The organism is Variovorax sp. Root318D1 (assembly GCF_001424835.1).
Taxonomy (GTDB): domain Bacteria; phylum Pseudomonadota; class Gammaproteobacteria; order Burkholderiales; family Burkholderiaceae_C; genus Variovorax.
In genome coordinates this window covers 112,044-124,534 of the sequence record NZ_LMCQ01000006.1, presented here as the reverse complement: position 1 = coordinate 124,534, position 12,491 = coordinate 112,044, and the positions used below count along the sequence as shown (strand labels likewise).

Annotated in this window: 13 protein-coding genes and 1 pseudogene; 10 read left to right on the top strand and 4 right to left on the bottom strand. The window is 62.9% G+C overall.

What is annotated here, in order from left to right:
- Window positions 1-17: 17 nt before the first annotated feature.
- Window positions 18-554 (bottom strand): MarR family winged helix-turn-helix transcriptional regulator, encoded by a 537-nt coding sequence (locus tag ASC78_RS07395; RefSeq protein WP_055798604.1) that lies wholly within the window; start codon window positions 552-554, stop codon window positions 18-20.
- A gap of 134 nt (window positions 555-688) precedes the next feature.
- Between ASC78_RS07395 and ASC78_RS07390 the strand changes: the two genes are divergently transcribed.
- A complete protein-coding gene (locus ASC78_RS07390) occupies window positions 689-1,954 on the top strand; it encodes an acyl-CoA dehydrogenase family protein (RefSeq protein ID WP_055798601.1) in 1,266 nt (421 codons plus the stop codon).
- A gap of 14 nt (window positions 1,955-1,968) precedes the next feature.
- Window positions 1,969-2,514, top strand: a complete 546-nt coding sequence (locus ASC78_RS07385; RefSeq protein WP_055798598.1) for a flavin reductase family protein — start codon at window positions 1,969-1,971, stop codon at window positions 2,512-2,514.
- 13 nt (window positions 2,515-2,527) lie between these two features.
- Here ASC78_RS07385 and ASC78_RS07380 read toward each other — a convergent pair whose 3' ends face one another.
- Window positions 2,528-3,424, bottom strand: a complete 897-nt coding sequence (locus ASC78_RS07380; protein WP_055798596.1) for a LysR family transcriptional regulator — start codon at window positions 3,422-3,424, stop codon at window positions 2,528-2,530.
- Window positions 3,425-3,527: 103 nt separating this feature from the next.
- Between ASC78_RS07380 and ASC78_RS07375 the strand changes: the two genes are divergently transcribed.
- From ASC78_RS07375 to ASC78_RS07345, 8 genes and pseudogenes are all read left to right on the top strand, one after another.
- The gene (locus ASC78_RS07375; RefSeq protein WP_082517469.1) at window positions 3,528-3,905 is read left to right on the top strand and encodes a c-type cytochrome; all 378 of its coding nucleotides are present in this window, start codon (window positions 3,528-3,530) and stop codon (window positions 3,903-3,905) included.
- Window positions 3,906-3,964: 59 nt separating this feature from the next.
- Window positions 3,965-4,294: pseudogene (locus tag ASC78_RS27925) on the top strand ((2Fe-2S)-binding protein); the annotation flags it as partial.
- A 1-nt stretch (window position 4,295) separates the two neighbouring features.
- On the top strand, window positions 4,296-4,538 hold a 243-nt coding region (locus tag ASC78_RS27920; RefSeq protein WP_235505019.1), incomplete at its 5' end, for a (2Fe-2S)-binding protein.
- Between the two features lie 13 nt (window positions 4,539-4,551).
- Complete coding sequence (locus ASC78_RS07365) at window positions 4,552-6,810, top strand: xanthine dehydrogenase family protein molybdopterin-binding subunit (RefSeq protein ID WP_055798786.1); 2,259 nt, start codon at window positions 4,552-4,554, stop codon at window positions 6,808-6,810.
- Between the two features lie 1,056 nt (window positions 6,811-7,866).
- Window positions 7,867-8,268: a hypothetical protein gene (locus tag ASC78_RS07360; protein ID WP_055798589.1), complete on the top strand. Its 402-nt coding sequence runs from the start codon at window positions 7,867-7,869 to the stop codon at window positions 8,266-8,268.
- A gap of 305 nt (window positions 8,269-8,573) precedes the next feature.
- Complete coding sequence (locus tag ASC78_RS07355) at window positions 8,574-9,176, top strand: hypothetical protein (protein WP_235505018.1); 603 nt, start codon at window positions 8,574-8,576, stop codon at window positions 9,174-9,176.
- A gap of 212 nt (window positions 9,177-9,388) precedes the next feature.
- Window positions 9,389-9,916, top strand: coding sequence for a hypothetical protein (locus ASC78_RS27405; RefSeq protein WP_157634408.1), 528 nt, complete (start codon window positions 9,389-9,391; stop codon window positions 9,914-9,916).
- Between the two features lie 166 nt (window positions 9,917-10,082).
- A complete protein-coding gene (locus ASC78_RS07345) occupies window positions 10,083-11,084 on the top strand; it encodes a serine hydrolase domain-containing protein (protein ID WP_055798580.1) in 1,002 nt (333 codons plus the stop codon).
- Between the two features lie 133 nt (window positions 11,085-11,217).
- Here ASC78_RS07345 and ASC78_RS07340 read toward each other — a convergent pair whose 3' ends face one another.
- Together ASC78_RS07340 and ASC78_RS07335 are read right to left on the bottom strand one after the other, a co-directional pair.
- On the bottom strand, window positions 11,218-11,541 hold the full coding sequence (locus tag ASC78_RS07340; protein ID WP_082517468.1) for a hypothetical protein: 324 nt from the start codon (window positions 11,539-11,541) through the stop codon (window positions 11,218-11,220).
- Window positions 11,542-11,591: 50 nt separating this feature from the next.
- Window positions 11,592-12,107, bottom strand: a complete 516-nt coding sequence (locus ASC78_RS07335) for a nuclear transport factor 2 family protein (RefSeq protein ID WP_055798574.1) — start codon at window positions 12,105-12,107, stop codon at window positions 11,592-11,594.
- Between the last annotated feature and the right edge of the window lie 384 nt (window positions 12,108-12,491).

The window sequence follows — 12,491 nt, the reverse complement described above, 5'->3', positions numbered from 1 at the left end:
TCTCCTTTTCCGAGCCGCTATTCGTTGTCCAGCACGGCCAGGTTGTCGTAGACCATCCGCAGCATGTCCCGGAGGGACTCGGCCTGCGCGGCGGTTAGCCCGGACAACGAAACGCGCTCGTACACCTGGGCCAAGGGAATGATCCGCAGCGTGAGATCGCGGCCGGCTTCGGTGAGGCTCAGCGCGAGTGCGCGGGCATCCTCGTCCGACCGGTCGCGCACCAGGATGCCGCGCTGCAGCAGGCCGTCGACCACGCGGGAGAGCGTGGAAGGGTCCGTCGAGGTGTGCAGCGCCAGGTCGGAAAGCCGCTGGTGCGCCTTGTGGTGCAGCGCGACGCACACCCGCCATTCGGTCAGCGAGAGCTTGAACTGCTTGAGTTCCTTGCTGAACGATTGCCCCATTCGCATGCCTGCGCGTGCAAGCAGGTAGGGAATGGCACGCTCCAGATCGTGGTCCGGCAATTTGTCTGCAGTTGCATTCAATTTGGCGGGTGCATCGGCCCGGGTTCTGCGCAGTTGCCGAGGTTCCGGCGCGGGGGATTTTCTTGTGGCCATGCCGAATGCTACAGGCAGATTCAGCCGCGGATATAGCGTAAACCCCAAGCAGTTATTAGTTGCGTTTGCAAGTGTTATGGATTTCAATCGAGGCCTTCGCTATCGCATGCCCCTTAAATTATCCGGAGACCACCATGACTGAAGCCGCGAACCCGTTTGCTCAACTCAACCGCGTCGACTTTCCCGCTCCAGGTCGGAAGTCTTCCGTGAAAGACGCGCCTTCGATCGAAACAATAGCTGCATCTGCAAGCAATTTGGTGCCCATGCTGCGCGAGCGGGCGCAGCGCACCGAGCAGGACCGCCGCGTTTCAGAGGCAACCACGCAAGCCTTCCATGACGCCGGCTTCTTCAAGCTGATGCAGCCCGCACGCTACGGCGGCTACGAGTACGGGTTCACCGCGTTCATCGACGTGGTTAGCGAACTGGCACGCGGCTGCACGTCGTCGTCATGGGGCTGCTCGCTGGGCGCGATTCACCAGTGGCTGGTCGCCATCTTTCCTGAGGAGGCGCAAGACGACGTCTGGCGCAAGGACCCGAGCGCGATCGTCTGCGGCTCGTATGCGCCGGCGACCATGGCCGAGAAGGTCGATGGCGGCTACATGGTGCAAGGCAAGTGGCTCTTCGCGTCCAACGTCGACAACTCCCAATGGGCATTGCTGGGCGTCCAGTTTCCGCCCGAAGAAAAAGGCGCCCCGCCATCGGCCGGCTTCCTGCTCGCGCCGCGGTCGGACTGGGCCATCGAGGACAACTGGCACGTGGCCGGCCAGGCGGGCACGGGCTCCAAAGCCATCGTCATCGACAAGCCGGTGTTCATTCCGGGGCACCGCAAGCTGACCTTCGCGGAAGCTTCGTCCAACAACCCGCCGGGCGCCAAGGTCAACGCGAATCCGATCTACCGCATCCCTTTTCTTTCGGCGGTGCCAGTTTGCCTTGTGTCGCCGATCATCGGCACCGCACAAGGCGCGGTCGACGAGCTGATCGAGCTGGCCGGAACGCGCGTCACGCGGGGCGCTGTGGCCGGAGGCGGCAGCCGGCTGAGCGAATTCTTCCCGGTGCAGTCGCGCCTGGCCGAAGCCTCGGCCAGCGTCGATGCGGCGCGGCTCCTGCTCTATCGGGACACGGCACAGGTGGAGCAAATGGCGGTCGACGGCCATGTCATCAGCATCGAACAGCGCATCCGCAACCGCCGCGACCATGCCTTTGCTGCACGCCTCTCGCGCGATGCGGTCGAGGCGGTGTTCGCCAGCGTGGGAGGCGCGGGCCTCTCGCTGAACCAGCCGATCCAGCGCATGTGGCGCGACACCAATGCGATCTCGCGCCACATCAGCCTCAACTGGGACGCGGTGTCTTCGATGGTTGGGCAATACCTGCTCGGCCTTGAGCCCAAGGGCCAGTACTGATCGGGGCGCCGGCCATGTACTCCTGGGCTCTTATTACGGGCGATGCGGCCGAGACGGTCGATGCCCGCCAGCTGCGTCAGGCGCTTGGCGCCTTTCCCACGGGCGTGTGCCTCGTGACCACCACCACGCCGGACGGCAAGCGTGAGGGCATGACGATCAACTCGTTCGCTTCGGTGTCGCTCGATCCGCCATTGATCCTCTGGAGCATCCGCGACGACACGCGCAGCGCCGACGCGTTCCTTGCAACCCGGCCGTTCAACCTCAGCGTGCTGACCGCCGGACAGCGCGACCTCGCCTGGCACTTCGCCAAACCCGCGGCGGACAAGTTCGAACGTTTTGCCGAAGCCTTCGAGGTCGGCTCCAATGGATGTGCGCGGCTCGTCGAAAGCGTGGCGACCTTCGAATGCTCGACCTACTCACGCCATCAGGAGGGCGACCACACCATCATCCTCGGCCGCGTGGACCGCTTCTCGCGCACGGACACGCCGCCCCTGCTCTTTCATTCAGGGCAGATGGGATCGCTGTGGGAGCTTGCCGAAACGCTGGCGCGGCCGCGCTGACGCCGCCTTTCGCTCAATGCCTGTGCCGGCCGACGTACTCGACCAGCGCCTTCAGCTTCGAGGGCTGGTCATGCCGGCTCGGGTAGTAGAGATGGAAGCCCGGAAAGGTCGGCGAGAAAGCCGTCAGCACGCGCTTCAACCGCTTGGCCCGGATGTGGGGACGGGCCAGCTGCTCGAAGGTGTAGGCCAGCCCGACGCCGTCGAGCGCGGCGTCCAGGCCGAACATCGTGTCACTGAGGGTGAGGTTGCCCGCGATGTCGTACTCCGTGAGCTGGCCGTCCACCTCGAACTCCCACTTGTAGATCGCGCCCGTGGCTGCAAAGCGAAAGCGAATGCAGTTGTGGCGCACGAGATCATCCGGGTGCCGAGGCGCCGGCACACGCTGCAGGTACTCAGGCGAAGCCACCACCGCAACGGCGACCGGCCCGCCGATGGGCACGGCCACCATGTCGCGGTGAATGCTCTCGCCAAAGCGGATGCCGGCATCGAATCCCTTCTCGACGATATCGACGAAACCTTCGTCATTGGTCAGCTCGAGGTGGACATGCGGATTGGCACGCAAAAACCCATCCAACAGAGGGCGCAGCACCAGCGCGGTTGAAACCCGCGCGGCATTCAGCCGCAGGGTGCCAGAGGGCCGACCCTGGAGAACGTTCAGCTCGTCGCCCGCATCGATGACCTGCCCTAGGGCCGGGCCGACACGCGCCAGATAGGCCTCGCCCGCTTCCGTGAGGCTCACGCTTCGCGTGGTCCGGTTCAACAGGCGCACGCCCAGCCGCGCCTCCAGTTGCCGGATGGCCTGGCTCAATGCGGAGGGCGACACCGCCAGGTCCGCGGCGGCCGCGGTAAACCCGCGATGCTCCGCAACCTTCCAGAACGCCATCAATCCGTCGAGTTGGTTCAGCTTCATACCTTGAAGCTTAACTTCACACGGTATGCAGCATTGGCCCATTTTTCTTTCAGATGCATGTTCGTACAGTCTGCGCACCCACAGCCCACGAAAGACCAAAGACATGGCAAGAGCACGCACAACGCGAGCCGCGGCCGAGCGCACCACAGCCGTTCGGCATTCCCTCGCGGCGACCCTCGCTGCAGTGGTTGCGACCTGCGCGGGCATCGCATCGCCGACCGACGCCGCGGCCAGTCAGGCGCTAGCGCAGAAGTACACATGCGTCGCGTGCCATCAACCCGCGACGAAAGGGGTCGGTCCCTCGTGGCAGGACATCGGGGCGAAATACGGCGACGGCAAAGGAACGGCCGCGCAACTTGCGGCCAGCATCAAGGCCGGCAGCTCGGGCAAGTGGGGTTCCATGCCGATGCCGCCGCAAGCGCAAGTTCCCGATGCGGATCTGCAGGCGCTCGCGCAGTGGCTGGCCGATGGCGCCAGGTAGCCGCCGCATCCCTTCTGATTTTTCTTTCTTTCATTCCTCCCACCTTCGGAGATCCGCACATGAGCGCGCTCAACGTCAACGGCCGAAACCACACGGTCGACGCCGACCCCGGCACCCCCATCCTCTGGGCCCTGCGCGACACGCTAGGCATGACCGGCACCAAGTTCGGCTGCGGCGCCGCGCTGTGCGGCGCCTGCACCGTGCACCTGGACGGCCAGGCCATCCGCTCGTGCATCACGCCCATCTCCGCGGCCGAGGGCAAGAAGATCGTCACCATCGAAGCCGCGACCGATGGCAGCGACCCGGTCGGTGCCGCAGTGCACGCCGCATGGGTCAAGCATGACGTGGCCCAGTGCGGCTACTGCCAGAGCGGCCAGATCATGAGCGCCNGATGGCAGCGACCCGGTCGGTGCCGCAGTGCACGCCGCATGGGTCAAGCATGACGTGGCCCAGTGCGGCTACTGCCAGAGCGGCCAGATCATGAGCGCCACGGCATTTCTCAAGTCGCAGCCCAAGGGCAAGCAACCCACCGCCGCCGAGATCGATGGCGCCATGGCCGGCAACATCTGCCGCTGCGGTACCTATGCACGCATTCGCGCCGCGGTGGCCGATGCCGCCCGAGCCCTCGCCTGAAAGAGCACCCACCATGTTGCCCACCCACATCGACCCCAGCGAACTGCCGCGCACGCTGCAGCGCCTTTTGGCCTCAAGCCAACCCGACGAAGCCGCAGCCGCCGCGCTGCCGCGCCGCAGCTTCCTGAAGCTGGCCGGCGTCGGCGGCCTGGCGATCGGCGCGTTTCCGCACCTGGCCATGGCACAAGCCGATGGCGCGGCAAAGCCGGCCGGCGCACTCAAGCCCACGCAGCAGCCGCTCGCCTTCGTGCAGATCGCTGCCAACGGCGAAGTCACCGTGACGCACAACCGGCTGGAATTCGGCCAAGGGGTGCAGACGGGCCTGCCGATGATCCTGGCCGAAGAGCTCGATGCCGACTGGAGCCTGGTGCGCAGCAAGAGCGGCACCAACGACGCGGCCTACCACGACCCCGTCTTCGGCATGCACCTTACGGGCGGCTCCAACTCGATCAAGAACAGCTTCACGCAATACCGCGAGCTTGGCGCGCGCGCGCGGGCCATGCTGCTGTCTGCGGCTGCGGCGCGATGGAAGGTCGACGTGGCCACGCTGCGCACGCAGGCCGGCACGGTGCTGGGCCCGGGCGGACGCAAGCTGGGCTATGGCGAACTGGCCGAAGCGGCGATGGCACTGCCTGTGCCCGAGAAGGTCGTGCTGAAAGACCCGAAGGATTTCAAGATCATCGGCCGCCCGACCACGCGGCTCGATGCGCGCGCAAAAAGCAGCGGGCGCCAAGACTTCGGCATCGACGTCAAGCATCCGGGCCAGCTCACGGCCGTGGTCGCGCACCCACCGGTGTTCGGCGCGCACCTGAAGTCGGTCGACGACGCCGCCGCGCGTGCCGTGAAGGGCGTGAAAGCCGTGCTGCGCGTGCCGCTGGACCGCGGCGCCGAAGGCGTGGCCGTGGTGGCCGACGGCTACTGGCCCGCCAAGCTCGGGCGCGATGCGCTGAAGCTGCAATGGGACACGGCCGCCGTCGAGAAGGTCGACAGCGACAAGCAGCTGGCGCAGTACCGCGAACTGGCCTCGAAGCCGGGTCCGCGCAAGTTCGACGCCGACATGGCGCCGCTGGCCAAGGCACCTCATCAGCTCGAAGCCGAGTTCCTGTTCCCCTACCTCGCCCATGCACAGATGGAGCCGCTGAACTGCACGGTCAAGCTGTCCGGCGACCGCGCCGAACTGTGGGTTGGCACACAGTCCGCGGGGCTGGATGCGGCAGCGGCAGCGCGCGTGCTGGGCCTCAAGCCCGAGCAAGTGAGCGTGCATGTGCAGATGGCGGGCGGCGGTTTCGGCCGGCGCTTCGTGGGTTCGAGCGACTACGTGGTCGAGGCCTGCGAGATCGCCAAGGCCGCGCGCGCCGCCGGCCTGAACGTGCCGGTGCGCCTGCTGTGGAGCCGCGAGGACGACGTCAAGGGCGGCTACTACCGCCCCATGCACCTGCACCGCGCGCACATCGGCTTCGACGAGCGCGGCAAGGTGCTGGCGTGGGACCACGTCATCGTGGGCCAGTCCATCCTCACGGGTACGGTGTTCGAGTCGTTCCAGGTCAAGGATGGCATCGACGCGACGGCCGCCGAAGGCATGCGCGAGCCGTACCCGATTCCGATGCGCCTGACGGTGCACCATCCGAAGGTCAATGTGCCGGTGCTGTGGTGGCGCAGCGTGGGTTCCACGCACACTGCTTTCGTGATGGAGACCTTGCTCGACGAGATCGCGCGCAGCACCAAACAGGACCCGGTGGCCTACCGCATGCAGCTCTTCGGCGACAAGCATCCGCGCCACAGCGCCGCGCTGCAATTGGCGGTCGACAAGAGTGGCTATGGCAAGAAGCAGCTGGCTCAGGGCCGTGCCTGGGGCGTGGCCGTGCACGAGTCCTTCGAATCCGTGGTGGCCTACGTGGTCGAAGCCTCGGTCAAGGACGGCCAGCCTGTGCTGCACCGGGCGACCGCCGGCGTGCACTGCAACCTGGCGGTCAACCCGCGCAGCGTGGAAGCGCAGGTGCAGGGTGCCGCGGTCATGGGGCTGTCGATGTGCCTTCCTGGCGGCGCCATCACGCTGAAGGACGGCGTCGTTCAGCAGAGCAACTTCGGTGACTTCAGCGTGGCGCGCATCACCGACATGCCCGAGTTCGCCGTGCACGTCGTGCCCAGTGCGGACCCGCCGAAGGGCATCGGCGAGCCGGGCCTGCCGCCACTGGCGCCGGCCTTTGCAAACGCCGTTGCGCAGCTCACCGCCAAGCCGGTGAGGCAGCTGCCTTTCAATCTGCAGGCCTGATGTCGCGTTCCATTGGCAATGGAATTTTTTCATTGAGCTTGGGACTGGCTGCTGCCGAGGCCGGCCACCAGGCCGTCGTCGACGGATAGCAAACTGCCCTTCGGTCGACCGCCTGCGCATCTTGGGTGTCTTGCTCGTCGCATGGCGGTGCCACCAGCCGCGCTGCACGCGCGCTGGGCTTGCCACCGGCGCGGTCCGCAGACCCGGCAGAATGCGATCGACGGCCGCACTCGGCCAGTACCGGACGCTCGCTGGTGGCGCTCAAGTCGTCAGATAGCAGACGTAGCGGGACCTGGTGTCGTGGACGAGTGCGTTAAAAAAACAGATGAGGAGAGAGATGTTCCTTAGAACATTGATGGCGGCTTGTGGTGCGCTGTTGACAATTGCGTGCACCAGTTCCAACGGCGGGAGAAAAAGCTGCGAGTTGAGTGCACCACCAAGCAGCGCTCAGGTCCAAGAAACTCATGGTGTGACCCTCCTGATATATCCAAGCACGGTTTCACCCCAGTACTCTGGATGTAGGAGTGTTTGGTTTTCCACCGGCCAGCTATTCGCTCGCGTTCGAGTGGAGGATGGTGAAGTGAGATCCGTCAATATCCAAGAGCCTGACAAAGCTCCAGTTGTGTGCGAGTTCGAGACATCGGGGCAGCTGAAGCTCGGAGACGCTGGCAGATGCCTTCCCCAGAAAAGATGGCTGCTGAACTGAAATGCTTACGATGCGGGGCGGTGTCGTGTCCGTCGGATGACGTGTTGCAATATGCGTCTCGGCGATGGCAACCTCGGCCTTTGGCCCACATCGCCGGAGGCGCGTAGCGGCCACAACCCGACCTTCCCGTAGACCTCCTGATGACTGTCGAAAACACCTCGCGTTGGCGCCGTCGGCATAGATAAGGAAACCGGCGAGGTTCGGCTGGGCATCTTTGACCATCACTTCAGCTGTCACGGCGAAGGGCTCCGCCTAGCGACGGGGCTTTTTGAAGAGGCGTAATGAACCAGGCGGGATTCACGAAGGTACGATCACGCCCTCAATCGAGGGAGAGTACTTTGAGCAGATGGATGAAAATTGTGATCGTGCTTGTTGTCTTGGCAGGCGTGCCTAAGATTTTTGAAACCGTCATGCTGCGAAAGCAGAGGATGGCGGCAATGAAAGACATTGAGGATCAGGTCAGAGCGATCAACCTAGCGCTCCCCCAGAAGGTAGATCGGTTCACGACTTTGACGAAGGTAGATCTGGGCAAGGATCTGTACCGCGTGAGCTACACCATGTCCCCCGACGCACCGATCGAGGCAGCGAACAAGGACGTATACCAAGCCATTGCCGTAAAGCAGGTCTGCAACACCACCTACAAGAAGATGATTGATAACAAGATCTCTGTCGAGTACGTCTACACCTATACCAAACTCAGCGGCGGTGACGCCGAGATGATCATCCGGGTGCCTCCCGGAAGCTGTAGCTGATTCTCCCGAGACGCATACATTTTCGAGCTTGCGCTTCCGGCTAGTAGGACCTTGGTGAACGCAGCAGAATTTGCTCAGAGGCAGTTGTTTCAGGTGGGGATGGGATGAAATTTCGAGTCGAATACGTCTTTCATCAACAGCGACCGGTGTCGCAGTTTGCTCGCCAGATCGAGCCGGGCGAGTTCTCCGTTTCGGATGGTCGCGTCCGGAGGGGGCGCGACCGGACATTTGCCCCGGTTCTCTGATTTCGATGCGGCCCACGTCTGAAATCACGGAACTCGCAGCTACAGTTCAAAACAGAACTCTTGGGCAACCGCGATGCAGGTCTGCCGCGCCTTTCAAGCATGACATCTGCCGCACATCAGCACGCCTACGCCATCTTTAATGCCGCAACCCCGGTCATCCGTATTCACGGAATCGGCGGAAAGCGCTGGAAGCGTAACGTGGCCCAAGGTGCTCGCGTCGGTCCATGGCTCCAAGCTGAGTACGACATTCTCGATACGGGATTGTGGAAAGCCCGTACGCCATGTCTCTACCTCGTGGCCGGAAACGACGGAGTGATCCGATACGTTGGCACCTCCCGCAATCGACTTGCCGACCGTTGGCGCGTCTCACCAGCTTTGGACGCTGAGGCCATGACGCCGCTTTCGGAGCGGCAGCTTTTCCATAGCCAATGTTGGATCAGAATCGAGCAGGAGGTCCAACGCCTGCCCGAGAGCACATACGAAGTTCGCTGCATCGACGGCACTCGGCTTTCCTCAGTGCTCGCGAAGTTGGGACCGCCACTTGTGGCGTTCACAGCGTTGGGCGGCGATGGCGAAGGCATCGTTGCTGGCGTTGAACGGTGGATGTGCAACAACCAGGGGCCGCAGCTTGTGTCCTGGAACGTGGCAATGACCGGTCGCTGAATGAGCCATGCGACGATGGGCAACGACCGCCTGCGGCCAATAGCGGAAGTCCCTCCCGTTTCTCCGTTTTGATGCCAGAACGTTGCTCTAATCCGGACTCGGCATCTGTTCATTCATCTCATCGCCTTCGTGCGCCTAAGCCTAGCTCCGGTCAGAAGCGGACGTCGAAAAGCATCGCTCGCAGCGCCTCCTTAGAAGAGACAATAGTTCGCATGTGCGACAAACGTTTGATTTTCCAAGCTCTGCGCAGGAGCGGGCTGAAGTTGGCGGTCTGTAGCTTGGTCGTGACACTAGCAGCCTGCAACGGGCCCGCGAAAACCGGATCGCCCTTTGCTGTCGCTGAGCGGCGTGCTTGGCGGGCGACGATCGACCGCTGTGTGAAATCGAGCAGCCGCGGAGAAATGTCTAAGGAAGCATGCCAGCTTCGCTGGGACATGCTTTCCGTACCGGGTGTTCGCTGGGCGAAGTCACAGTTGCAGCCGGATGGAACGCTGCGTGAAGGCCGGGTGGAATTTGATCTTGCCTTAGCAAGAAAAGCCCAAACAGTAAGACGAGACTGCCTGAACGGCTGGCTTACTCAAGAGGGGAAGAACGGACCACCAAATTTGGATCCTACGGTGCTTGGGCAAACTCGAGCTATGTGTTTCGGATTCTCCGTAGTTTTCTCCGAAGGCGCCAATGCGCTGATCGACGAGATAAGCGAAGAGGGCAAACCAACATCAGGCCGAGTGGCAAGATGACGGCGTTCGGCCAACTGCAGACTTTCCGGCACCCTTCAGGGTAGTAGCGTGGATGTGCGCGGACGGCGGGTTCGCGGTGACCGTCTCCCCAGACGCGCGGCGCGGACAGAATGCTGCCAGGGCCGCGTCAGATGGCGCAGCCTCAACAAGAAATTCGGAGCACAAGATGCGGAGATTCGTCGTCTGGCTTATTTCGATGGTTGCGGCCACCGCGCTTGCGCAGGAGTTGCCGCCTTGGCGAACGTCGACACCCGAAGAGCAGCGCCTCGACGCCGCCACTTTCGAGGGCTTCGACGAAGGCATTGCCACGGCCTTGGGTGATGTCCAAAGCGTGGTGGTCGTCCTCCAAGGCCGCAGGGTGTACGAGTATTACCGTGATGGCAGCCCCGACACTCTGCGAGACGCGCAATCCGTAACCAAGAGCGCCTTGGCCCTGCTGGTGGGGACGGCCCTGCAACGAGGACAGCTTGCCTCGTTGGAACAGCCGGTGGTCGACCTCATCCCTGAGTGGCGCGCTCTCAATGCGGACCCTCGTTCGCAGGCCATCACGCTTCGACACCTCCTCGCCATGACAACTGGCTTTGAGGTCAATGACAGCACAGGGACTGCCGCACCACTTGCTCCGGCGGTGGCGTGGGCCAGGCCGATTCGGGCAGAGCCAGGCGAACGATTCGCTTACGACGACAGCGGTCCGCTCATGGTTCAAGGCATTCTCGAACGTATTACCGGCCGCCGCACTGCCGACTTGGTGCGGGACCAACTCGTGACGCCTCTTGCCTTACGAGAGCCCAAATACCTTCATGGCAGTGCGTGGATGAGAACTGTGGACATGGCGAAGCTAGGCTATCTTCTGCTACAGGAAGGGAGCTGGGCAGACGAGCAGGTGCTGCCTCCCGGGTTCGTGGCGCAATTGGTTAGGCCGCAAAGTACTGGCGGGCCGCCTGTCGGCTTGCCATACGGACTGTACTGGTGGGCTGCATCGGGCCCTACTTACATCGCCAGCGGCTACGCAGGCCAAGTCATCTGGGTTCACCCGCCGCTGGATCTGGTGGTTGCCGTGAACTCCACGGTGTCACAGGATAGCTGGCAGCGCGGCCAAGCCATGCGACTCACACGAGGGCGCATCTTTCAAGCCGTGCAGAAGCGGCTGGCATTGAATGGCAAGTAGGCAGCATTCGGGCCAGGAACGGACATTCCTTCTCTTCCGCTGATGAATATCATCCGGTCTCTTGGCCCCAATACCGGTTTCAGGGCACGAACACAGCCAGTGACCGGCCGGTTCCGAGCGAGCACAACGCCCCCTAGCGCCCCGTCTTGATGGTCTTGCAGTTCTTCTGATCAGCGATGACGTCCGATAGATAGCTGACCGTACCCTCGCCTGCGACGCGATCAATTCTCAGATCAGCCCGACCGGCTTCCTCTTGCCATTTGAACTCGGTGTCGGAGATCGTGCAGGGCTGCCCGTTGCAAGTTCGTGCGTCCAGGTCGATGCGGTTCGTTCTGTCGTCAAGCTGACCCAAGCGCTTGTGCCAATACTCACATTTCACCTCAAGCTTCTCGGCGCTCACTGTAGACGCGCCGAATGCCAGCACTGCGACCGTTAACAAAACCTGAAGGTTAGTCATTGAGGCCTCCTTGGCCAAAGTGCCCATTGGAGATGAGTCGGAATCGCTCGCTACTGCATTCCGTCTTTCTTCATTTCATCCAGCGCCCAGCCCTTGTGCGAAGTGAAAAAGAATAGTCGCCACTTGCCGCCTTCGAAGCGCCAGCGGCCGAAGCTTGGATCGCTGACGTCTTCACGCTTGTACTTGCCATCGGTCTTGGGCGGTATCAAGCCGACCTGACGCAACACGACGCTAGCGGTCCCGTCGGGCATCATGCGGACGGCTTTCACCTCCCACCGGAGGTCGGTGTTCTTCACGTCGTACTCGAAGGCAGTTTTCACCGCCGCCTTGCCCTTCATGCGGCCGTAGTGGTCGAGCGATTGGGTGAACCAGACGTCCTCGGTCATCGAGGCCAGGCAGGCATTCACGTCGTGCCGGTTCCAGGCTTTCTCGAACTGGACGATGGTGTCGCGCAGGGTGGCTTCAGTGTTGCTGCCCTGGGCTTTCTTCGGTTGCGCGCTTGCGTGACGCCCGAACGGCGTCGTTACGGCGGCCAATCCAATCAGAAGAGCTTGTCGCTTGTTCATGGTCCGGCACCTCCTGACGGAAGCTTGGTCGCCGGCTTGAGCGTTGTCAATACAGGTCGCCCGGCAGTCAGCGAACTCGCGTCAGGTTTGGCGGCGCTCTCGTTCACCTGCGCGAGTTCACCACTTTTGTGCGACTTGGAGGTCGGTTGGAGCCAAGGCTCTCGCCAGAATGCGGCCGAAAGGCGGCGCTAAGGATCGGAAGCGCCGATCTGAGGTCCGCTTCGTGGTTTGAGGAATGTCTCTTCCGGGCCCAAAGCGGCTATGCGTTTCGCTCCACAGCTGTCGTTGATGGAACATAACCGGGGAGGGCAAGTGCGGACTACGAGGGCGCGGCCAAGTCCGCTCGGACGCCCCATACCAAGTCATCTCCGTTCCGGTCGCAGC